Annotated in this window: 22 protein-coding genes; 20 read left to right on the top strand and 2 right to left on the bottom strand. The window is 73.6% G+C overall.

Translation table 11 applies throughout. The annotated features are described in order from the left end of the window. Position 1: 1 nt before the first annotated feature. The gene (locus tag BUE41_RS17235) at positions 2-748 is read right to left on the bottom strand and encodes an NUDIX hydrolase (RefSeq protein WP_073458152.1); all 747 of its coding nucleotides are present in this window, start codon (positions 746-748) and stop codon (positions 2-4) included. A gap of 131 nt (positions 749-879) precedes the next feature. Between BUE41_RS17235 and nadA the strand changes: the two genes are divergently transcribed. From nadA to BUE41_RS17175, 12 genes are all read left to right on the top strand, one after another. After that, entirely contained in the window at positions 880-1,869 is a 990-nt protein-coding gene (nadA, locus tag BUE41_RS17230) for a quinolinate synthase NadA (RefSeq protein ID WP_073458151.1), read from the top strand. A 28-nt stretch (positions 1,870-1,897) separates the two neighbouring features. Then, entirely contained in the window at positions 1,898-3,490 is a 1,593-nt protein-coding gene (locus BUE41_RS17225) for an L-aspartate oxidase (protein ID WP_073458150.1), read from the top strand. After that, complete coding sequence (nadC, locus tag BUE41_RS17220; protein ID WP_073458149.1) at positions 3,487-4,383, top strand: carboxylating nicotinate-nucleotide diphosphorylase; 897 nt, start codon at positions 3,487-3,489, stop codon at positions 4,381-4,383. Before BUE41_RS17225 ends, nadC begins: the two co-directional genes overlap by 4 nt. Positions 4,384-4,534: 151 nt before the next feature. After that, positions 4,535-5,836, top strand: a complete 1,302-nt coding sequence (gene hisD / locus BUE41_RS32015) for a histidinol dehydrogenase (RefSeq protein WP_073458148.1) — start codon at positions 4,535-4,537, stop codon at positions 5,834-5,836. Then, on the top strand, positions 5,833-6,960 hold the full coding sequence (locus BUE41_RS32010; RefSeq protein ID WP_073458147.1) for a histidinol-phosphate transaminase: 1,128 nt from the start codon (positions 5,833-5,835) through the stop codon (positions 6,958-6,960). Before hisD ends, BUE41_RS32010 begins: the two co-directional genes overlap by 4 nt. Further along, entirely contained in the window at positions 6,957-7,556 is a 600-nt protein-coding gene (gene hisB / locus BUE41_RS17205; RefSeq protein WP_073458146.1) for an imidazoleglycerol-phosphate dehydratase HisB, read from the top strand. Before BUE41_RS32010 ends, hisB begins: the two co-directional genes overlap by 4 nt. A 40-nt stretch (positions 7,557-7,596) precedes the next feature. Further along, entirely contained in the window at positions 7,597-8,250 is a 654-nt protein-coding gene (hisH, locus tag BUE41_RS17200) for an imidazole glycerol phosphate synthase subunit HisH (RefSeq protein WP_073458145.1), read from the top strand. Beyond that, a complete protein-coding gene (locus BUE41_RS17195; RefSeq protein WP_073458144.1) occupies positions 8,247-8,609 on the top strand; it encodes a hypothetical protein in 363 nt (120 codons plus the stop codon). Before hisH ends, BUE41_RS17195 begins: the two co-directional genes overlap by 4 nt. 28 nt (positions 8,610-8,637) lie before the next feature. After that, positions 8,638-9,408 (top strand): bifunctional 1-(5-phosphoribosyl)-5-((5-phosphoribosylamino)methylideneamino)imidazole-4-carboxamide isomerase/phosphoribosylanthranilate isomerase PriA, encoded by a 771-nt coding sequence (gene priA, locus BUE41_RS17190; RefSeq protein ID WP_073458272.1) that lies wholly within the window; start codon positions 8,638-8,640, stop codon positions 9,406-9,408. A 47-nt stretch (positions 9,409-9,455) separates the two neighbouring features. Continuing rightward, on the top strand, positions 9,456-10,229 hold the full coding sequence (gene hisF / locus BUE41_RS17185) for an imidazole glycerol phosphate synthase subunit HisF (RefSeq protein ID WP_073458143.1): 774 nt from the start codon (positions 9,456-9,458) through the stop codon (positions 10,227-10,229). Beyond that, positions 10,226-10,573: a phosphoribosyl-AMP cyclohydrolase gene (gene hisI / locus BUE41_RS17180; protein WP_073458142.1), complete on the top strand. Its 348-nt coding sequence runs from the start codon at positions 10,226-10,228 to the stop codon at positions 10,571-10,573. The genes hisF and hisI overlap by 4 nt, the downstream gene beginning before the upstream one ends. Positions 10,574-10,603: 30 nt before the next feature. Continuing rightward, positions 10,604-11,263, top strand: coding sequence for a response regulator (locus BUE41_RS17175; protein WP_200803977.1), 660 nt, complete (start codon positions 10,604-10,606; stop codon positions 11,261-11,263). Positions 11,264-11,568: 305 nt separating this feature from the next. On the opposite strand, the gene BUE41_RS17170 is transcribed toward BUE41_RS17175, so the two are convergent. Then, the gene (locus BUE41_RS17170; protein WP_073458140.1) at positions 11,569-12,177 is read right to left on the bottom strand and encodes a TetR/AcrR family transcriptional regulator; all 609 of its coding nucleotides are present in this window, start codon (positions 12,175-12,177) and stop codon (positions 11,569-11,571) included. Between the two features lie 69 nt (positions 12,178-12,246). Between BUE41_RS17170 and BUE41_RS17165 the strand changes: the two genes are divergently transcribed. From BUE41_RS17165 to pyk, 8 genes are all read left to right on the top strand, one after another. Next, a complete protein-coding gene (locus BUE41_RS17165; protein WP_407691674.1) occupies positions 12,247-13,794 on the top strand; it encodes an anthranilate synthase component I in 1,548 nt (515 codons plus the stop codon). Then, the gene (locus BUE41_RS17160) at positions 13,791-14,612 is read left to right on the top strand and encodes a Trp biosynthesis-associated membrane protein (protein WP_073458138.1); all 822 of its coding nucleotides are present in this window, start codon (positions 13,791-13,793) and stop codon (positions 14,610-14,612) included. Before BUE41_RS17165 ends, BUE41_RS17160 begins: the two co-directional genes overlap by 4 nt. Before the next feature lie 98 nt (positions 14,613-14,710). Next, positions 14,711-15,535: an indole-3-glycerol phosphate synthase TrpC gene (gene trpC, locus BUE41_RS17155; RefSeq protein WP_073458137.1), complete on the top strand. Its 825-nt coding sequence runs from the start codon at positions 14,711-14,713 to the stop codon at positions 15,533-15,535. Then, entirely contained in the window at positions 15,532-16,932 is a 1,401-nt protein-coding gene (gene trpB, locus BUE41_RS17150) for a tryptophan synthase subunit beta (RefSeq protein WP_084755256.1), read from the top strand. The genes trpC and trpB overlap by 4 nt, the downstream gene beginning before the upstream one ends. Next, on the top strand, positions 16,929-17,705 hold the full coding sequence (gene trpA, locus BUE41_RS17145) for a tryptophan synthase subunit alpha (RefSeq protein WP_073458136.1): 777 nt from the start codon (positions 16,929-16,931) through the stop codon (positions 17,703-17,705). Before trpB ends, trpA begins: the two co-directional genes overlap by 4 nt. Positions 17,706-17,812: 107 nt before the next feature. Next, positions 17,813-19,066 carry a prolipoprotein diacylglyceryl transferase gene (gene lgt / locus BUE41_RS17140; RefSeq protein ID WP_084755255.1) on the top strand — a complete coding sequence of 418 codons (1,254 nt, stop codon included), beginning with the start codon at positions 17,813-17,815 and terminating at the stop codon, positions 19,064-19,066. Next, the gene (locus tag BUE41_RS17135; RefSeq protein ID WP_073458135.1) at positions 19,063-19,704 is read left to right on the top strand and encodes a DUF2461 domain-containing protein; all 642 of its coding nucleotides are present in this window, start codon (positions 19,063-19,065) and stop codon (positions 19,702-19,704) included. The genes lgt and BUE41_RS17135 overlap by 4 nt, the downstream gene beginning before the upstream one ends. Positions 19,705-19,929: 225 nt before the next feature. Further along, a complete protein-coding gene (pyk, locus tag BUE41_RS17130; protein ID WP_073458134.1) occupies positions 19,930-21,351 on the top strand; it encodes a pyruvate kinase in 1,422 nt (473 codons plus the stop codon). Positions 21,352-21,369 lie beyond the last annotated feature (18 nt).

Here is a 21,369-nt window from a genome sequence, read left to right as displayed (position 1 = left end):
ACTACGGTACGGCGGCGCGCGGCTCGTCGCTCTCCATGTTCCCGCCGGAGTCCTTCGCCGGTCGCGTCTCCCCGGGCGGGCGCAGCACCGCGAACGCGTCGGTGACGCGCAGCGACCGCTCGGCGAACCGGAACAGCGCCGCCGGCCGCCCGCCCGACGGCCCGGGCGGGGCCAGTTCGCCGGTCGGAGCGAGCACCGCGCGGCGGGTCAGCACGCGCTGCAGGTTGGTCGCCGAGACCGGGTGGCCGAGCGCCGCCACGTAGAGATCGCGCAGCGCCGAGATCGTGAACGTGCGCGGGGCCAGCGCGAACCCGAGGTTGGTGTACGACAGCTTGGCGCGCAGCCGCTCGCGGGCCGCCTCGACGATCGCGGCGTGGTCGAACGCCGTGGGCGGCAGGTCGGACAGGGGGTGCCACGCCGTGTCGGCGGGGATCGCGGGATCGACGTCCGACGGGACGAGCCCGAGGAACGCGGTTGCGATCATGCGCCGCGGGCCGGGCACCCGGTCGGGGCGGGAGAACACCGCGATCTGCTCGACGTGGGTGACCTCCCGGACGTCGACCTTCTCCGCGAGCTGGCGCAGGACGGACTGCTCGACGTCCTCGTCGGGGCCGAGCCGGCCGCCGGGCAGCGCCCACTTCCCGGCGTCGGGCGGCAGCGCCCGCTGCCAGAGGAGGGTGGAGAGGGTGCCGTCGCGGACGGCGAGCACGGCCGCGAGGACCTCGTGGTCGGTGGCGGTGGTGCTCACGCAGACGAGCCTAGTGTGCGCACCAGGTGAACGGCGGATGTCGTGCAGGTCACGAGAAGGGTGTGCCGGACGGGGTCGCACTGATAGCATCCGGCCTGTTTACGACTCATAGTCGAAAACAGGAGGACGGGATGACGGTCATGACAGCGGCCCCCGAAGGACTGCAGGCGTGGGCCGAGGAGGTGCGCGACCTGGCCCGTCGGCGCGACGCGGTGCTGCTCGCGCACAACTACCAGCTGCCGGAGATCCAGGACGTCGCCGACCACACGGGCGACTCGCTGGCCCTCTCCCGGATCGCCGCGGCCTCGTCGGCGTCGACGATCGTGTTCTGCGGCGTGCACTTCATGGCCGAGACTGCCAAGATCCTCGCCCCGGACAAGACCGTCCTCATCCCGGACGCCGCGGCCGGGTGCTCGCTGGCCGACTCGATCACCGTCGACCAGCTGCGCGCCTGGAAGGCCGAGCACCCCGGCGCGGTCGTCGTCTCCTACGTGAACACGACGGCGGCGATCAAGGCGGAGACCGACATCTGCTGCACGTCGTCCAACGCGATCGACGTGGTGGCCTCGATCCCGGCCGACCGCGAGGTGCTGTTCCTGCCCGACCAGTTCCTCGGCGCGCACGTGCGGCGCACGCTGAAGCGGGAGAACATGCACGTCTGGGCCGGGGAGTGCCACGTGCACGCCGGCATCAACGGCGCGACGCTCACCCAGCAGGCCAAGGAGCACCCCGACGCCGAGCTGTTCGTGCACCCCGAGTGCGGGTGCGCCACCTCGGCGCTCTACCTGGCCGGCTCGGGCGCGGTGCCCGAGGACCGGGTGAAGATCCTGTCCACCGGCGGGATGGTCGACGCCGCGCGTGCCAGCAAGGCCAAGCAGGTGCTCGTCGCCACCGAGGTGGGCATGCTCCACCAGCTGCGCCGGGCCGCCCCGGAGATCGAGTTCCGGGCCGTCAACGAGCGGGCCTCCTGCCGCTACATGAAGATGATCACTCCCGAGAAGCTGCTGCGCGCGCTGCGCGAGGGCCGCGACGAGGTGCACGTCGATCCCGAGCTCGCCGCCCGCGGGCGCGCGGCCGTGCAGCGGATGATCGAGATCGGGCAGCCCGGGAGCGGGGAGTGACGGGCCGTCCGGCCGGAGAGGAGGGGCGATGACCGCCTCGGGATGGTCGGCGGAAGCTGATCTCGTCGTCGTCGGCTCCGGCGTCGCGGGGCTCACCGCGGCGCTGGAGGCCGCCGAGCTGGGCCTGCGCGTCGTCGTCGTGACGAAGGACGCCGCGGACTCCGGCTCCACGCGCTGGGCGCAGGGCGGCGTCGCGGTCGTGCTCGGTGACGTGCCGGGCGACTCGGTCGACGCGCACGTCGCCGACACCCTCACCGCGGGCGCCGGGCTGTGCGATCCCGCCGCCGTCGCGTCGATCCTGGCTGACGGACCGGCCGCGGTCGCGGCGCTGCGGGCCCGTGGCGCGACGTTCGACGCCGACGCCACCGGTCGCCCGGAGCGCACCCGCGAGGGCGGGCACTCCGCCTTCCGCGTCGTGCACGCCGGGGGCGACGCGACCGGCGCCGAGATCGAGCGCGCCCTCGTGGCGACCTCGGTCGGCGCGGGCCTGCCGCTGCTCACCGGGCACGTCGCCGTCGACGCGCTGCGCGACGAGCGCGGCGCGGTCGCGGGCCTCGCCGTGCTCGACGACCACGGCCGCCCCGGTGTCCTGCGCGCCCCCGCGGTGCTGCTGGCCAGCGGCGGTTACGGCCAGCTCTACGCGTCCACCACGAACCCGGAGACCTCCACCGGCGACGGGATCGCGCTCGCCCTGCGCGCCGGCGCGAGCGCGGCCGACCTGGAGTTCGTGCAGTTCCACCCGACCGTCCTCTACGACGGCCCGGCCACCGGCCGCCGCCCGCTGGTCACCGAGGCCGTCCGCGGTGAGGGCGCGGTGCTGCTCGACCGCGCCGGACGCCGGTTCATGACCGACGTCCACCCGCTGGCCGAGCTCGCCCCGCGCGACGTCGTCGCCGCGGCGATCACCCGCAAGCTCGCCGAGACCGGGGCCGAGTGCGTCTACCTCGACGCCCGCGGGTTGGACGGGTTCGCCACCCGCTTCCCGACCGTGCACGCGGCGTGCCGCGCGGCGGGCATCGACCCGACCCGCGAACCCATCCCCGTCACGCCCGCGGCGCACTACGCGTGCGGCGGCGTGGTCACCGACCTGGCCGGCCGCACCGCCGTCCCCGGCCTGTACGCGGCCGGTGAGGTCGCCCGCACCGGGCTGCACGGCGCCAACCGGCTCGCCTCCAACAGCCTCCTCGAGGGGCTCGTGATGGGCACCCGGGCGGCCCGCGCCGTCGCCGCCGATCTCGCCCAGCTACCCCCGCCCGCCCCGGTCGTCGCTCCGAGCCCGGCGATGCGGACCGCACCGCGGTCCGTCGTGCAGCGGGCGATGAGCAACGCCGCCGGCATCGGGCGCGACGCCGCAGGCCTGGCCGCCGCGTCCGACGCGATCGAGGCCGCGACCGAGCTCGGCGTGCCGCTGGATCGGGCAGGCGTCGAGGACGCGGCGCTGACGCTGCTCGCGCAGGCCGTCCTCGCCGCCGCGGGGACCCGCACCGAGAGCCGCGGCAGCCACATCCGAACCGACTTCCCGGAGCGTGACGACGTGTGGCAGGCGCACAGCATCGAGATCGTCCTGAACGACGCCGACCAGCCCGTGGTGCGGCAGGAGTCCGCGGTGGGGGCGGCATGAGCACCGCCACCGGAGCCACGGACGAACAGGCGATCGCCCCGCCCGATCCCGAGGACCTGCAGCGCGTGGTCGACACCGCGCTCGACGAGGACCTGCGCTACGGCCCGGACGCGACGACCGCCGCGACCGTGCCGGCCCACCTCGTCGCCACGGGCACCTTCGCCGCACGCGCGCCGGGCGTGCTCGCCGGTCTGCCCGCGGCGCGGAAGGTGCTCGACACGGTCCTCGGCGCCGACGGCTACCAGGTGCTCGCCCAGCGCCGCGACGGCGACCGACTCGCCGCGGGCGATGCCGCGCTCGTCGTGCGCGCGCCCGTGCGGGGCCTGCTGACCGCCGAGCGGACCGCGCTCAACCTGCTCTGCCACCTGTCCGGAGTGGCGACGGCGACGGCCGCGTGGGTCGACGCCGTCGCCGGCACCGGCGCCCGTATCCGTGACACCCGCAAGACGCTGCCCGGGCTGCGGCTGCTGGAGAAGTACGCGGTGCGCTGCGGTGGCGGGGTCAACCACCGGCTCGGGCTCGGCGACGCGGTGCTGATCAAGGACAACCACGTGGCCGCGGCCGGGTCGGTCTCGGCCGCGCTGGCCGCCACCCGCAAGCTGGCGCCGCACCTGCCGTGCGAGGTGGAAGTGGACTCGCTGGACCAGCTCGACGAGGTCCTCGCCCTGGACGCCGAGCTGGTGCTGCTGGACAACTTCACCGTCGAGGACACCGCTGAGGCGGTGCGGCGGCGGGGGAACCGGCCGACCGAGCTGGAGTCGTCCGGCGGGCTCACCCTCGACGTCGCCCGTGCCTACGCCGAGACCGGGGTCGACTTCCTGGCGGTGGGTGGGCTCACCCACTCCGTCACGGCGCTGGACATCGGGCTCGACCTCGAAGCGAACCTGCAGTAGCGGTGCGCCGGGACTCCGGCTCCGCCACGAACGGCCCTTCCGTCAGCACCGTTCCTGGCGAAAGGGCCGTTCGTGGCGAACAGCGTCGGGGTGAGGGCCGTCGCACGGGATATGCGCACGTCGGTGCGCTGCCGCCGTCTACCCTTGCGGCATGCTCCGCCGTCTCGACCTGCGCTCCGGACTGCCTCGAACCGCCGAGCTGCGAGGCCTTCTGCCTCGTGCGGCGGTGGACGTCGACGCGGCGGTGGAGCAGGTGCGGCCCATCGTCGAGGCCGTCCGAACCGGCGGTGCCGCGGCGGCGCTGGACCTGTGCGAGAAGTTCGACAAGGTCCGCCCCGAGCAGGTGCGCGTGCCCGCGCAGGCGCTCGCCGACGCGCTCGCCGCGCTGGACCCCGCGGTCCGCGAGGCGCTGGAGATCTCGATCGAACGGGCCCGGAAGGTGCACGCCGACCAGGTCCGCCGCGACGTGACCACCAGCGTCGTGCCCGGTGGCACTGTCACCGAGCGGTACCTGCCGGTGCGCCGCGTCGGTCTCTACGCGCCCGGCGGCCTGGCGGTCTACCCGTCCAGCGTCGTCATGAACGTCGTGCCCGCGCAGGCGGCGGGCGTGGAGTCGTTGGTGCTGCTCTCGCCGCCGCAGGCCGAGCACGGCGGCCTGCCGCACCCGACCGTGCTGGCCGCTGCTGCGCTGCTCGGCGTGGACGAGGTGTGGGCCGTCGGCGGGGCGCAGGGCGTCGCGCTCGCTGCGTACGGCGACGGCGACGTGGAGCCGGTGGACATGGTCACCGGCCCGGGCAACATCTACGTCACCGCCGCGAAGCGGTTGCTGCGCGGCCTGATCGGCATCGACGCGGAGGCCGGCACCACCGAGATCGCGGTGCTCGCCGACGACACGGCCGACCCGGTCCACGTCGCCGCCGACCTGATCAGCCAGGCCGAGCACGACCCGAACGCCGCGTCGGTGCTGGTCACCGACTCCGAAGAGCTGCTGGCCGCGGTCGAGGCCGAGCTGGAGCGCCAGGTCGCGGCCACGAAGCACCACGAACGGATCAAGATCGCGCTCACCGGCCCGCAGTCCGGCGTGGTGCTGGTCGAGGACATCGACGACGGTGTGCGGGTCGTCGACGCCTACGCCGCCGAGCACCTGGAGATCCAGACCCGCGACGCCCGCGACGTCGCCCACCGCGTCCGCAACGCCGGCGCGATCTTCGTCGGGCCGTGGTCGCCGGTGTCGCTCGGCGACTACTGCGCCGGCTCCAACCACGTCCTGCCCACCGGCGGCTGCGCGCGCCACTCCGGCGGACTGTCCGTGCAGACGTTCCTGCGGGGCGTGCACGTCGTCGAGTACACCGAGGAGGCGCTGCGCGACGTCGCCGACGCGGTGGTCACCCTCGCCACCGCCGAGGACCTGCCCGCGCACGGGCAGGCGATCACCGCGAGGTTCGGCCGGTGACCATCGGCGACTCCGTCACGCTCGACCAGCTGCCCCTGCGCGACGACCTGCGCGGCAAGAGCCCCTACGGCGCCCCGCAGCTCGACGTCGCGGTGCGGCTGAACACCAACGAGAACCCGTACGCGCCGCCGCCCGAGCTGGTGGCGGACCTCACCAAGGCGATCGACGAGATCGCGGGGGAGCTGCACCGCTACCCGGACCGCGACGCCGTCGCGCTGCGCGAGGACCTCGCCGCGTACCTCGCCGGCAGCACGGGCGTCCCGCTGACCAGGGAGAACGTGTGGGCGGCCAACGGGTCCAACGAGGTGCTGCAGCAGATCCTGCAGGCCTTCGGCGGCCCCGGCCGCACCGCGCTCGGGTTCGAGCCGTCGTACTCGATGCACCCGATCATCGCCAGCGGCACCCGCACCGAGTGGGTCCCGGCGCCGCGGCGCGCCGACTTCGCGATCGACGTCGACGCGGCGGTGGCGCTCCTGGCCGAGCGCAAGCCCGACGTGCTGTTCCTGACCAGCCCGAACAATCCCACCGGACAGTCGCTGGAGCCCGTTGAGCTGTCCCGGCTGGTCGCCGCGGCCCCCGGCATCGTCGTGGTCGACGAGGCCTACGCCGAGTTCTCCGACCGGCCCTCGGCGGTCACGCTGCTCGCCGAGCACCCGCACAAGCTGATCGTGTCCCGCACGATGAGCAAGGCGTTCGCGTTCGCCGGCGGCCGCCTGGGCTACCTCGCCGCCGCGCCCGCCGTCGTCGACGCGTTGCTGCTGGTCCGGCTGCCCTACCACCTCTCGTCGCTCACCCAGGCCGCCGCGCGGGCGGCGCTGCGGCACGCCGCCGCCACCCTCGGGTCGGTCGCCACACTCCGTAGCGAACGCGCCCGCGTCGTGGCAGCATTGACCGATCAGGGCTACGACGTGGTGCCCAGCGACGCGAACTTCGTGTTGTTCGGCCGATTCACGGATGCAGCGCGGGCGTGGCGGGCGTTCCTCGACCGCGGCGTGCTGATCAGGGACGTGGGCATCCCCGAACGGCTCCGGGTCACCGTGGGTACACCGGAGGAGAACGACGTGTTCCTCGACGTCGCGGCGTCCCTGGTGCCGGGTGAGCTGAAGAGGGAGCAGAGCGCGTGACACGAGTCGGCCGGGTGGAGCGGATCACGAAGGAGACGAAGGTCTTCGTCGAGATCGACCTCGACGGGACCGGGGTCACCGACATCTCCACCGGGGTGCCGTTCTACGACCACATGCTCGACGCGTTGGGTAAGCACGGCGCGTTCGACCTGACGGTGCGCGCCTCGGGCGACGTCGACATCGACGTGCACCACACCGTCGAGGACGTGGCGATCGTGCTCGGCCAGGCCCTGCGCGAGGCGCTCGGCGGCAAGAAGGGCATCCGCCGCTTCGGCGACGCCCTGATCCCCATGGACGAGTCGCTGGCCCAGGCCGTCGTCGACGTGTCCGGCCGCCCCTACACCGTGCACACCGGCGAGCCGGAGTCGATGGTGGGCTTCGTCATCGGTGGGCACTACCCGACGGTGCTCAACCGGCACGTGTTCGAGTCGCTGGCTTTCCACGGCCACCTCGCGCTGCACGTGCGCGTGCTCGGCGGGCGCGATCCGCACCACATCACCGAGGCCGAGTTCAAGGCGGTCGCGCGGGCGCTGCGCGCCGCCGTCGAGCCGGACGGTCGGCTGGCCGGGATCCCGTCCACCAAGGGCGCGCTGTAGTACCGCCGGGTCGGTCTGCGCCGCCCCGTATCCTGGCTGCATGCCGCGCATCGTCGTCCTCGACTACGGGTCGGGGAACCTGCGCTCGGCCGAACGGGCGCTGCGCCGCGTCGGGGCCGACGTGACCGTCACATCCGATTTCAAGGCCGCACTGGATGCCGACGGCCTCGTGGTGCCCGGGGTGGGCGCATTCGCCGCGTGCATGGCCGGGCTGAAGGCCGTCGACGGCCCGCGGATCATCGGCCGGCGCCTCGCCGGTGGCCGTCCCGTGCTCGGCATCTGCGTCGGCATGCAGGTGATGTTCGACGAGGGTGTGGAGTGGGGCGAGCGCACCGAGGGCTGCGGCCAGTGGCCCGGCACGGTGGAGCAGCTCAAGGCCGACGTGCTGCCGCACATGGGGTGGAACACCGTCCGCGCACCCGTCGGGTCCACCCTGTTCGCCGGGCTCGACGCCGACACCCGCTTCTACTTCGTGCACTCGTTCGCCGTGCGGCACTGGGAGCTGCCCGACAGCGAGCACCCGGGGAACTCGCCGATCCGCCCGCCGGTGGTGACGTGGGCGCACCACGGCGAGGACTTCGTCGCCGCCGTCGAGAACGGCGCGCTCGCGGCCACGCAGTTCCACCCGGAGAAGTCCGGTGACGCCGGGGCGCAGGTGCTGCGCAACTGGCTGCAGGACATCGTCGGGGCATGACCACGAAGCGCCGGCGCACCACCACCGGCCGCTCGTCCCCGCGCCGCCGTACCACCACCCGCCGGACCACCACCCGCCGGACCTCGACGACGCCGCGCAGCACGACGCGGCGGCGCACGTCCACCGCGAGCACGCTGGGCACGGCGGTCGGTGCCGCGCTCGCCGGGGTGATCACCGCGCTGATCGGCCGCCTGCCCTGGTGGGTCTGGGTGCTGCTGATCGTCGGCGGGCTGGTGATCGGGCTGGTCTGGGCAGCGCGCCGGGCCCAGCCCGAGAACAGCACGGCGAGCGGCGCCGCGAGCAGCGCTGAGGTCAGCACCGTCGACGGGACGGACGGTGACCCGGTCGCGTCCGGGTGACCGGACCCCGCTGGGTACCCTCCGACGCGTGACGTTCACGCTCCTGCCCGCCGTCGACGTGGCCGACGGCGCCGCCGTCCGCCTCGTCCAGGGCGAGGCCGGCACTGAGACCTCCTACGGTGACCCCCTGGCCGCCGCGCTCGCCTGGCAGGAGGGCGGCGCAGAGTGGGTGCACCTCGTCGACCTCGACGCCGCGTTCGGCCGCGGCAGCAACGCCGAGCTGCTCGCCGAGGTGGTCGGACGGTTGGACGTGCAGGTGGAGCTGTCCGGCGGCATCCGCGACGACGAGTCGCTGGAGCGTGCGCTGTCCACCGGGTGCGCGCGGGTCAACATCGGTACCGCGGCCGTCGAGAACCCGCAGTGGTGCCGATCGGTGATCGCCCGCTACGGCGAGCGGGTCGCGATCGGGCTGGATGCGAAGATCGGCGAGAAGGGCCCGCGGCTGGCCGCGCGCGGATGGACGAAGGACGGCGGCGACTTCTGGGAGGCACTGGAGCGGCTCGACCGGGACGGCTGCGCCCGCTACGTCGTCACCGACGTCGGCCGTGACGGCATGCTGAACGGCCCGAACATCGATTTCCTGCGTGAGGTGGCCTCCGCGACGAAGGCACCAGTGATCGCGTCCGGTGGGGTCTCGTCCCTCGACGACCTGGTGCAGCTGGCCCGGCTGGCCGCTGACGGTGTCAACCTCGAGGGCGCGATCGTCGGCAAGGCGCTGTACGCGGGCCGGTTCACGCTGCCGGAGGCGCTGGCCGCCGTCGCCGAGGTCGGCCGGGGAGCCGAGCGCAGCGCGGGCTGACCGGGCGGCCGTGACGGCGCGATCGGCGCTCGACGTAGGATTTCGAGGTGCCGGTCGCAGTGCGTGTCATCCCCTGTCTCGACGTCGACGCCGGGCGGGTGGTCAAGGGGATCAACTTCGCGGACCTGCGCGACGCAGGTGATCCCGTCGAGATGGCGGCCCGCTACGACGCCGAGGGGGCAGACGAGCTGACGTTCCTGGACGTCACCGCGTCGTCCGACGACCGCGCCACCATGCTCGACGTGGTCCGCCGCACCGCGGAGCAGGTGTTCATCCCGCTCACCGTCGGCGGCGGGGTCCGATCCGTCGAGGACGTCGACCGGCTGCTGCGCGCCGGCGCCGACAAGGTCGGCATCAACACCGCCGCCGTGCTGCGTCCCGAGCTGCTGGGTGAGGCGGCGCGCCGGTTCGGCTCCCAGTGCATCGTGCTCTCCGTCGACGCGCGCACCGTGCCGCCCGGGCAGAAGCCGACGCCGTCGGGCTGGGAGGTCACCACGCACGGCGGGCGGCGCGGCACCGGCATCGACGCCGTCGAGTGGGCCAAGCGCGGGCAGGACCTCGGGGTGGGCGAGATCCTGCTCAACTCGATGGATGCCGACGGCACCAAAGACGGCTTCGACCTGCGCATGATCGCCGCGGTGCGCAAGGCGGTCACGGTCCCGGTGATCGCCAGCGGCGGCGCCGGCAAGGTCGAGGACTTCCCGGCCGCCGTCGCCGCGGGCGCCGACGCGGTGCTCGCCGCGAGCGTGTTCCACTTCGGCGACCTGCGCATCAGCGAGGTCAAGCAGGCGATGAAGAACGCAGGACTGGAGATCAGATGACGGGGCTGGACCCGGCGATCGCCGCGAAGCTCAAGCGCGACGCCGACGGCCTGGTGTGCGCGGTGGCCCAGCAGCGCGGCACCAACGAGGTGCTGATGGTGGCGTGGATGGACGACGAGGCCCTGCACCGCACCCTCACCACCGGCTACGCCACCTACTGGTCGCGGTCGCGCAAGGAGTACTGGGTGAAGGGCGAGACGTCCGGGCACGTCCAGCGGGTGCACGAGGTGCGGCTGGACTGCGACGGTGACACCGTGCTGCTGACCGTCGACCAGACCGGTGCGGCCTGCCACACCGGCGACCGCACCTGCTTCGACGCGAACGTGCTGCTCGCCGCGTCCTGAGCCACTCCGGGGCCGGCCTCTGCCACCATCCTGAGCGTGGTGCGGGTGCTCCTGGTCGACGACGAGCCCGCGCGGGTGGACCTGCGCGGCGCCCTCGGTCGTGAGCCGGACATCGAGGTCGTCGGCGAGGCCGACGCCGACGCCGACGTGCCCGCCCTGGTGTGCGCGGGCAAACCGGATGTGGTGATGCTGGACGTCCGGCTGCGGGCGGCGGACGGCACGAGCGCCACACACCACCTCCTGCGAACGGTCCCGGACCCGCCGCGCGTGCTGGTGCTCACCGCCTTCGGCAACGACCGGGACGTCTACGACGCGCTGCAGGCCGGGGCTGCGGGGTTCCTGCTCAAGCGAGCCGGACCGGCGGAGGTCGTGCATGCGGTGCGCACGGTCGCGGCCGGGGAGGCGGTGCTGTTCCCGGCAGCGGTCCGCGAGCTCGTCGCGGTCCGGGGTCGGTGCCGACAGGGCGGGCTCGGCGCTGCCGCGCTGACCCCGCGCGAGGGTGAGGTGCTGCGGTGGATGGCTCGCGGACTCTCGGATGCCGAGGTCGCGAGGGAGCTCGCGGTCGGAGTGGAGGAGGCGCAGGCCCACGTCGCTGCAGTGATCGCGAAGCTCGGTGCGCGCGGGCGGGTGCAAGCCGTGATCGCGGCGTACGAGTCGGGGTTCATCGACCCGCGCCGGCCGTTGGACTGAGCTCGGCGAGCTCGTCGTGGAGGTGCGGGTCACCGCGGTTCCGGCGTGCGGTGATCCCGAGGTGGGGTTGGGCTCGCCCAGGGCCGCTGTCCCTTGAGCTCCGCTGGGGCTCGCCGTGGTCCGCGGGGCCAGCCAGGCCGCCCCACCCCGGGCGCAACGAACGGCCCTTTCATCCACTCAGAGTGGACGAAAGGGCCGTTCGTTGCCTCAGCCCGGACCTCAACCCGTGGCGCCAGGTGCCGGAACGGTCGGGGCGCAGCCCACCACCAGCAGCGCCACGAGCCCCAGCGCCCGGCGCACGCGACCTACCCGATGTCGCCGGTGGCGTACCGCTGGATCGTGGGCCCGATCGCCTGGACCAGCTCCGCGGGCGCGGCCGACGCGATCGGCTCCAGCTTCACCACGTACCGCGCCATGCCCAGCCCGATCAGCTGCGAGCCGACGAGGTTGGCCCGCAGCTCTGTGCGGTCCGGCGCGACGGCCTCGATGAGCCGCTTGACCAGCACCCGCGAGACGAGGTCACGCAGCATCTGGGCCGCCTCCTGGTGACTGGTGATGCTCTGGACGAGCGCGGCGAGCTGGCCGCCGCCGGTGGCGTCCCACACGCTGAGGAACGCGCCGATGATGCGTTCGCCGAGCTTCTCCGGGTCGCCGGGCACCACCTGCTCGAGGACCGCGGACGGGTCGACGGGCAGCTGGATGGCCGCGACGAACAGCTTCTCCTTGCTGCCGAACCAGTGGTTGACCATGGCCGGGTCGACGCCGGCCCGCTCGGCGATGCCGCGCACCGTCGCGCCGTCGTAGCCGAGCTCGACGAACGCCGCGCGGGCCGCTTCGAGCAGGGCGCCGCGGGTGTCGGCACCGCCGGGTCGGCGCCCGCGGCGGCGCGGAGCGGCGGACGGGCTGGTGCTCACCCGCCCATCCTGCCGCGCGGCGGTCGCGCCGGACACGCCGCCTGAGAGAATGCGCCCATGGTTGCCCCCGTGAGCTCCCCGGCCGGCGCGCTGGGCGAGATCGTGCCCGGTCGCGAGGAGTTCCGCGCGCTCGCCGCCGGTCATCGGGTGATCCCGGTGACGCGACGCCTGCTCGCCGACGACGAGACGCCGGTGGGGGTCTACCGCAAGCTCGCCGGCGACCGGCCGGGCACGTTCCTGCTGGAGTCCGCGGAGAACGGCCGCTCGTGGTCGCGGTGGTCGTTCGTCGGCGCCCGCTCAGCGGCCGCGCTGACCGCGGTCGACGGGCAAGCGCGCTGGATCGGCGAGGTGCCGGTGGGTCTTCCGCAGGACGGGGACCCGCTCGGCGTCCTGCGCGCCACCCTGGAGTGGCTGCGCAGCGAGCCGCTGCCCGGGCTGCCGCCGCTCACCGGCGGCATGGTCGGCTACCTCGGCTACGACGTGGTGCGACGGCTGGAGCGGCTGCCCGAGCACGCCGTCGACGACCTGGGGATCCCCGAGCTGGTGATGCTGCTGGCCACCGACCTGGCCGCCGTCGACCACCACGAGGGCTCCATCACCCTGATCGCCAACGCGATCAACTGGGACAACACCGACGAGCGGGTCGACGAGGCCTACGACGACGCCGTGCGCCGGCTCGACCGGATGACCGCCGAGCTGGCCGCCCCCGCACCCTCCACCGTCGCCACCTACCGGGCTGTCGAGCCGCAGTTCGTGCGCCGCCGCAGCCCGGAGGAGCACCACGCCGCTGTGGAGGCCGCCAAGGAGCAGATCCGCGCCGGCGAGGCGTTCCAGGTGGTGGTCTCGCAGCGGTTCGAGACGCCGTGCCCGGCCGATCCGCTCGACGTCTACCGGGTGCTGCGCGCGACCAACCCGAGCCCGTACATGTACCTGCTGCGGCTGGAGTCCGCGGCGGGGGAACGGTTCGACATCGTCGGCTCCAGCCCGGAGGCGCTGGTCACCGTGCGGGACGGGGTGGCGACCACGCACCCCATCGCCGGCACCCGCTGGCGGGGCGCCGACGAGGAGGAGGACCAGCTCCTCGAGAAGGACCTGCGCACCGACGAGAAGGAGCGCGCCGAGCACGTCATGCTCGTCGATCTCGGTCGCAACGATCTCGGCCGGGTGTGCGCGCCGGGCACGGTGAAGGTGTCGAGCTTCTTCGCCGTCGAGCGCTACAGCCACGTCATGCACCTGGTGTCCACGGTGACGGGCCGGCTGGCGCCCGGGCGCACCGCGTTCGACGCGGTCACCGCCTGCTTCCCGGCCGGCACGCTGTCCGGTGCGCCGAAGCCGCGCGCGATGGAGATCATCGACGAGCTCGAGCCCACCCGCCGGGGCCTCTACGGCGGCGTGGTGGGCTACCTCGACTTCGCCGGGGACGCCGACACCGCGATCGCGATCCGCACCGCGCTGGTGCGGGGCGGTGTCGCCTACGTGCAGGCCGGCGGCGGGATCGTCGCCGATTCCGACCCGGAGGCCGAGGACCGGGAGTGCCTCAACAAGGCGCGCGCGGTGCTGTCCGCCATCGCCACCGCGGCCACGATCACACCCCCGCCGCCGGCGTCGCGGCGGTGAGCACCCCGGAGGGGCCGGCACCCGGTGCCGGGCGCCGGCTGGCGGTCGCGGCCGCCGGGCTGGCGCTCGCGGCTGTGGCGCTGTGGGGCGGCGGAGCCCTCGACCGGCCTGAGGATGCGCCGTCCTGGACGGGCGGGGTGGCGCTGCTCGCGCTCGCCGGCATCGCCGGGATCGTCGCCACCGCGGGTGTGCTGCGGCGGATCGTCGGCGGGCTCCTCGCCGTCGCCGGGTGCGGGGTGGCGGTGGCCGCCGCGGCGCAGTTCGGGGCGGCTCCGCTGGGAGCGCTCGTGCTGCTCGCCGGGGGGCTGCTGCTGGTCGCCGCAGGCGTACTGGTCGCCGTCCGTGAGCCGGGGCTGGCCCGCTTCGGCGCGCGCTACTCCCGCACGGCCGGGACGGCGGCGGATCCCGACCGGGCCGCCTGGGACGCCCTCGACGCCGGCCTCGATCCCACGACGGCGCCCGACCCACCGGGACCCTGCCGGAACTGCGGCAACGCGGTCGTCGAGCCGGTGTTCGCGGCCGCGACCGGCGACGACTCCGTGCTGGTCGGGATCTGCCCGGCCTGTGGAACCGGGGAGGCCAGACACCGCAGCGCCACCGCCGTGGTCGCCGCGACCGTGCCCGCCGACGACGCGGCGCGGCTGCGCGGCGCCCTCGCCGACTGCCCGGATCCGCTGCGCGAGGACTGCCCGTGCGCGGTGCACGAGGGCCTGCGGACGTTCCCCGGCGGCACCCGGATCGACGCCGCCCGGGCGGGGGAGCGGCTGCCGGAGATCGGCGTCGCGCTCGGTGCGGGTGGCGCACCCCACTTCACCTGAACGACCCTGTACGCCCGGCCCGACCTGGGAGCAGGCGGGCGAACGGGGATGTCTAGCATGGGATCCATCCCAGCGCCGGCCGAGAGGAGCAGGACCGCATGGACCAGCGCGGCGGCAGCGTCCTCGACTCCATCGTGCAGGGCGTCCGGGCCGACCTCGCGGTGCGCGAGTCCGAGGTGGACTTCGCCGAGATCAAGCGTCGCGCCCAGAAGGCGCCTCCGCCGATCGACGCGTTGGCCCGGCTGCACGAGCCCGGGATCGGGGTGATCGCGGAGGTGAAGCGGCGCAGCCCCTCCAAGGGCGCGCTGGCCCCCATCGAGGATCCCGCGGAGCTCGCCGAGGCGTACGCCGAGGGCGGTGCCCGGATGATCAGCGTGCTCACCGAGCAGCGCTACTTCGGCGGCTCGCTGGCCGACCTCGCGGCGGTGCGTGCCCGGGTCGACGTGCCGATCCTGCGCAAGGACTTCATCATCTCGCCGTACCAGGTGCACGAGGCCCGTGCCTACGGTGCCGACGTGGTGCTGCTGATCGTCGCGGCGCTGGAGCAGAACGTGCTCGACGCGCTGCTCGACCGGGTCGAGTCGCTCGGGATGACCGCGCTGGTCGAGGTGCACACCGAGGACGAGGCCGACCGGGCGCTCGAGGCGGGCGCCAAGGTGATCGGCGTCAACGCGCGCAACCTGCACACGCTGGAGGTGGACCGGTCGATCTTCGGCCGGATCGCGCCCGGCTTGCCGTCGGACGTCATCCGCGTCGCCGAGTCGGGTGTGCGCGGGCCCGGTGACCTGCTCACCTACGCCGGCTGGGGCGCCGACGCGGTGCTCGTCGGCGAGGGCCTGGTGACCAGCGGGGACCCGCGTGCGGCGGTGCGATCGCTGGTGGCCGCGGGCTTCCACCCGTCGTGCAGCAGAATAGCCCGGTGACGTCCATCGTCCCCACCAGCAAGGCCAGCGACGGCATCCGCACACCGTCCGGGCACGAACCCGATGAGCGCGGCCACTTCGGCCGCTACGGCGGGCGGTTCGTGCCGGAGGCGCTGATCGCCGCGCTCGACGAGCTCAGCGTCGTCTACGACAAGATCCGCGGGGACCGCGAGTTCCTCGACGAGCTCGACCGGCTGCACCGCGACTACACCGGCCGGCCGTCGCCGCTCACGGACGCCTGGAAGCTGGGGGAGCACGCCGGTGGCGCGCGGATCCTGCTCAAGCGCGAGGACCTCAACCACACCGGCTCGCACAAGATCAACAATGTGCTGGGCCAGGCTCTGCTGACCAAGCGCATGGGCAAGACCCGGGTGATCGCCGAGACCGGGGCGGGCCAGCACGGGGTCGCCACCGCGACCGCGTGCGCGCTGCTCGACCTGGAGTGCGTCATCTACATGGGCGAGGTCGACACCGAGCGGCAGGCGCTCAACGTCGCCCGTATGCGGCTGCTCGGCGCCACCGTGATCCCGGTGAAGACCGGTTCGCGCACGCTCAAGGACGCGATCAACGAGGCGCTGCGCGACTGGGTCACCAACGTCGACACCACCCACTACGTGCTCGGTACGGTCGCCGGGCCGCACCCGTTCCCGACGATGGTGCGCGACTTCCACCGCATCATCGGGCTGGAGGCGCGCGAGCAGGTCCTCGATCGGGTCGGGCGGCTGCCGGACGCGGTCGCGGCCTGCGTCGGCGGGGGCTCGAACGCGATCGGGATCTTCCACGCGTTCCTCGACGATCCGTCGGTGCGGCTGGTCGGCTTCGAGCCCGGCGGCGAGGGGGTGGCGACCGGCCGGCACGGGGCCACGCTCAGCGAGGGTTCCCCGGGCGCGCTGCACGGGGCGCTGTCGTACCTGCTGCAGGACGAGGACGGCCAGACCAAGGAGTCGTACTCGATCTCCGCTGGGCTGGACTACCCGGGCGTCGGGCCGGAGCACGCGCTGCTGAAGGACCTCGGTCGGGCCACGTACGAGCCGGTCACGGACGCCGAGGCGATGGAGGCGTTCGCGCTGCTGTCGCGCACTGAGGGGATCATCCCGGCGATCGAGTCGGCGCACGCGGTCGCCGGTGCGCTGCGGCTGGGCCGCGAGCTGGGTCCGGACGCGGTGATCCTGGTGAACCTGTCCGGCCGCGGAGACAAGGACGTGGACACCGCGGCGCGGTGGTTCGGCATGATCGGCGAGGGCGAGAGCGCGGCGGAGGCGAGCGGTACTCGGATCGCCGAAGGGTCGCCCGCGGGCCCGAGCGATGAGGCCGCAGGGTCGCTCGCGGGCCCGAGCGATGAGGCAGCAGGGTCGCTCGCGGCCCCGAGCGACGGCACGGCAGGGGGGCACGAGTGAGCGTCGCCGAGGTGTTCGCCAAGGCGAAGGCGGACGAGCGAGGTGCCCTGATCGGCTACCTCCCGGCCGGGTTCCCGACCGTCGACGAGTCGGTCGAGCTGCTGAAGGCGCTGGTCGATGGCGGCTGCGACATGCTCGAGGTCGGGGTTCCGTACTCCGATCCGGTCATCGACGGTCCGACGGTCGCCGGTGCCACGGACGTGGCGCTGCGCGCGGGTACGCGGCTGCGGGACGTGTTCTCCGTGGTGGAGCGGGTGACTGCAGCCGGGTGCCCGGCGGTGGTGATGACGTACTTCAACCCGGTGCTGCGCTACGGGGTGGACGCGTTCGCGCGGGACCTGGCGAACGCGGGCGGACTGGGGATGATCACCCCGGACCTCATCCCGGAGGAGGCCGACGAGTGGCTGGCCGCCTCCGAGGCGCACGGGCTTGACCGGATCTTCCTGGTGGCGCCGTCGTCGTCGGAGGAGCGGATCGCGAAGACCGTGGCGGCGTGCCGCGGGTTCGTCTACGCCGCCTCGACGATGGGGGTCACCGGCGCGCGGGACACGGTCGCGTCGGCGGCGCCCGCGTTGGTCGCCCGGACCCGGGCGCACACCGATCTGCCGATCGGCGTCGGGCTGGGCGTGCGGTCGCGGGAGCAGGCGGCCGAGGTGGCCGGGTTCGCCGACGGGGTCATCGTCGGTTCGGCGTTCGTGACGGCCGCGGCGCAGGGGCCCGCGCGGGTCCGGGCGCTGGCGGCGGATCTCGCGGCTGGGGTGCGCGACCGGTAGCGCGTCGAGAACGACGTTGTGGTGATCAACAGGGCTTTTTGATCACCACGGGTTCGTTCTCGACGGGGTTGCGCGGCAGTACTGGGCCGGGGCGATAGCGTGACGCCGTGAGCACCGCCGTCGCGACCACCGTCCTGGCGTACCTGCCGAGCCCTGATCGCGGGGTCTGGTACATCGGGCCGCTGCCGATCCGGGCCTACGCCCTGTGCATCATCGCCGGCATCGTCGTTGCGGTGCTGTGGGGTGAGCGCCGCTGGACCGCCCGCGGCGGCGCCCGCGGCCAGGTCATCGACATCGCTGTGTTCGCGGTGCCGTTCGGTCTGGTCGGTGGCCGGCTCTACCACGTGGCCACCGACTGGCAGACCTACTTCGGCCCGAACGGCAACCCGGTCGACGCGCTGAAGATCTGGCAGGGCGGCCTCGGCATCTGGGGCGCGATCGCGCTCGGCGGGGTCGGTGCGTGGATCGGGTGCCGGCGACGCGGCATCCCGTTGCCCGCGTTCGCCGACGCCGTCGCGCCCGGCATCGTCGTGGCGCAGGGGATCGGCCGGCTGGGCAACTGGTTCAACCAGGAGCTCTACGGCGCGCCCACCACGGTGCCGTGGGGGCTGGAGATCTACCGGCGGGTGGACCCGGTGACCGGTGCGCCGGATCCGCTGGGCGGGGTCGCGCTCGATCTCACCCCGGTGGAGATCGTGCACCCCACGTTCCTGTACGAGCTGCTGTGGGACCTGATCGTCGCGGGGATCGTGGTGTGGGCGGACCGGCGGTTCCGGCTCGGCCACGGCCGCGCGTTCGCGCTCTACGTGGCCGGGTACACGGCGGGCCGGTTCGTGATCGAGCAGATGCGCACCGATCCCGCGACCCGGGTGCTGGGCGACCTGCGGATCAACGTGGTGGTCGCGGCGATCGTGTTCGTCGCGGCGGCGTTCTACGTGGTGCTGGCGAAGAAGGGCCGGGAGGTGCTGTCCGAGGGCCGGCCGGTGCCGGCCCGGACGCCGGTGGCCGCGGCCGTGGCGGCCGGGGCGGTGACGGTCGGCGCCGCGGTGGCGGAGTCCGCGTCGTCAGGGGGTCGGGGTGGTGCCGGCGAGCCCGGGGGATCCGGAGAACCGTCCGGGGAGGCGGCCGGGGAGAGGGCCGACGAGCCTGCCGAGGAACCGGCGAACGACGCAGAGCAGGGCGACGCAGAGCGGGATGCCGACGGCGACGCGAGCGGGGACGGCCCCGGGGCCACCGACCCGGAGGCCACCGGTCACGAGGCCGCCGCTGCGGCGCGCGAGCCCGCGGAATCCACTGGACCGGGCGAGTCGGACTCCGCGCCGGGCGCGGGCGCGGTGGAGGCGGGGGACGGCTCGTCGTGACGCGCTTCGCCGGGTTCGGCGAGGCCGCGGTCGACTTCTACGACGGCCTGGAGGCCGACAACTCGAAGGCGTACTGGACCGATCACCGCCACGTCTACGAGTCGGACGTGCGGGCACCGATGCAGGCGCTGCTCGCCGAGGTGGAGGACGAGTTCGGGCCGACGAAGCTCTTCCGCCCGTACCGCGACGTGCGGTTCTCGGCCGACAAGACCCTGTACAAGACGCACTGCGGCGCGATGGCCGGCCGGTTCTACGTCGAGATCGGGCCGGCCGGGCTGATGGCGGCGGGCGGCTACTACCGGATGGCCCCGGACCAGCTGGCCGCGTACCGCACCGCGGCCGCCGAGGACCGTCGCGGCGGCGACCTGGCCCGCGTGGTCGCGAGGCTGCGGCGCAGGGGCATCGAGATCGGGGGAGAGCGGCTCAGGACCCGGCCGCGGGGGATCGCGCCGGACCATCCCCGGGTCGAGCTGTTGCGTCACAAGGGGCTGTACGGGTGGCGGCGCTGGCCACCGGATGACGTGCTCCATGAGCGGGGTGCGCTGGAGCGGGTGGTGAGCACGTGGCGGGAGCTGCGCCCGCTGGTCGACTGGCTGACGGAGCACGTGGGCCCCAGCACCCTGCCTCAGCGCCGATGACGCTGATGGCGACGAACGGCCCTTTCGTGCACTCCGAGTGGACGAAAGGGCCGTTTGTCGCGCTCAACAGGTGTCTGTATCGATCCAGAGATCGATCAACCTGTGCACTGTTGCTCACGGCGCGTCCGAAAACCCCTGGTGAGCGAGGGTGGATCGGCGGGTGTGACCGACTTTGCGCGCCCCGGCTTCCTAATCGTTCCAGACGGAGGTCTAGACTGGCTCACTGTGAGCCGTCGCACAAAGATTGTCTGCACCATCGGGCCTGCCACGGCGTCGCCCGAGCGGATCCGCGAGCTGGTCCAGGCCGGTATGGACGTGGCCCGGCTCAACTTCAGCCACGGCACCCGGGAGGACCACAAGCGGGTCTACGAACTGGTGCGGCAGGCCGCCGACGAGCAGGGCCGTGCGGTCGGCATCCTCGCCGACCTGCAGGGCCCCAAGATCCGGCTCGGCCGGTTCGCCAACGGCCCCGTCGAGTGGCGCACCGGCGAGGAGGTGCGGATCACGGTCGACGACGTGATGGGCACCCACGACCGCGTCTCCACCACCTACAAGGGGCTGGCCGACGACGCCCGGCCGGACGACCGCCTGCTCGTCGACGACGGCAAAGTGGCGCTGCGGGTCACCCAGGTCGAAGGCATGGACGTCGTCTGCCGGGTCACCGAGGGCGGACCGGTCAGCGACAACAAGGGCATCTCGCTGCCCGGCATGAACGTGTCCGTGCCGGCGCTGTCCGAGAAGGACATCGCCGACCTGGAGTTCGCGCTCGACCTGCGGGTCGATCTCGTCGCGCTGTCGTTCGTGCGCAGCCCCGCCGACATCGACCTCGTCCACAAGGTCATGGACGCCAAGGGCGCCCGGCTGCCGGTGATCGCGAAGCTGGAGAAGCCGGAGGCCGTCGACAACCTCGAGGCGATCGTGCTGGCCTTCGACGGCATCATGGTCGCCCGCGGCGACCTGGGCGTCGAGCTCCCGCTGGAGCACGTGCCGCTGGTGCAGAAGCGGGCCATCCAGATCGCTCGCGAGAACGCCAAGCCGGTGATCGTCGCGACGCAGATGCTCGAGTCGATGATCACCAACTCGCGGCCCACCCGCGCGGAGGCCTCCGACGTCGCCAACGCCGTGCTCGACGGCGCCGACGCGGTGATGCTCTCCGGCGAGACCGGCGTCGGCCGCTACCCGATCAAGGCCGTGCGCACGATGGCGCAGATCGTGGAGGCCGTGGAGAGCGGGCCGGTCATGGTGCCCGCGCTCAACCACGTCCCGCGCACCAAGCGCGGGGTGATCTCCTACGCCGCCCGCGACATCGGCGAGCGCCTGTCCGCCCGGGCGATCGTGGCGTTCACCCAGAGCGGCGACACCGTGCGCCGGCTCGCCCGACTGCACACCCGGCTGCCCCTGCTGGCGTTCACCCCCGCTCCGGAGGTGCGCAGCCAGCTGGCGCTGACCTGGGGCGTCGAGACGTTCCTGGTGCCCTACGTCGACTCGACCGACGCGATGGTCGACCAGGTCGACCAGGCCATGCTCGCCCTCGACCGGTTCCAGCCGGGAGATCTCGTGGTCATCGTGGCCGGTAGCCCGCCTGGCACGGCCGGCTCGACGAACCTGATCCGCGTGCACCGGCTCGGCGAGGACGACCACGGCTGAGCTGCTCCCGATCGAGAA

It is taken from the genome of Pseudonocardia thermophila (assembly GCF_900142365.1).
Taxonomy (GTDB): domain Bacteria; phylum Actinomycetota; class Actinomycetes; order Mycobacteriales; family Pseudonocardiaceae; genus Pseudonocardia; species Pseudonocardia thermophila.
This window is presented reverse-complemented; position numbering and strand designations above follow the sequence as displayed.

Coding starts and splice junctions, on each gene's coding strand:
- nadA (WP_073458151.1), top strand. CDS start 880: ATGACGGTCATGACAGCGGCCCCCGAAGGACTGCAGGCGTGGGCCGAG.
- BUE41_RS17225 (WP_073458150.1), top strand. CDS start 1,898: ATGACCGCCTCGGGATGGTCGGCGGAAGCTGATCTCGTCGTCGTCGGC.
- nadC (WP_073458149.1), top strand. CDS start 3,487: ATGAGCACCGCCACCGGAGCCACGGACGAACAGGCGATCGCCCCGCCC.
- hisD (WP_073458148.1), top strand. CDS start 4,535: ATGCTCCGCCGTCTCGACCTGCGCTCCGGACTGCCTCGAACCGCCGAG.
- hisH (WP_073458145.1), top strand. CDS start 7,597: ATGCCGCGCATCGTCGTCCTCGACTACGGGTCGGGGAACCTGCGCTCG.
- BUE41_RS17195 (WP_073458144.1), top strand. CDS start 8,247: ATGACCACGAAGCGCCGGCGCACCACCACCGGCCGCTCGTCCCCGCGC.
- hisI (WP_073458142.1), top strand. CDS start 10,226: ATGACGGGGCTGGACCCGGCGATCGCCGCGAAGCTCAAGCGCGACGCC.
- trpC (WP_073458137.1), top strand. CDS start 14,711: ATGGACCAGCGCGGCGGCAGCGTCCTCGACTCCATCGTGCAGGGCGTC.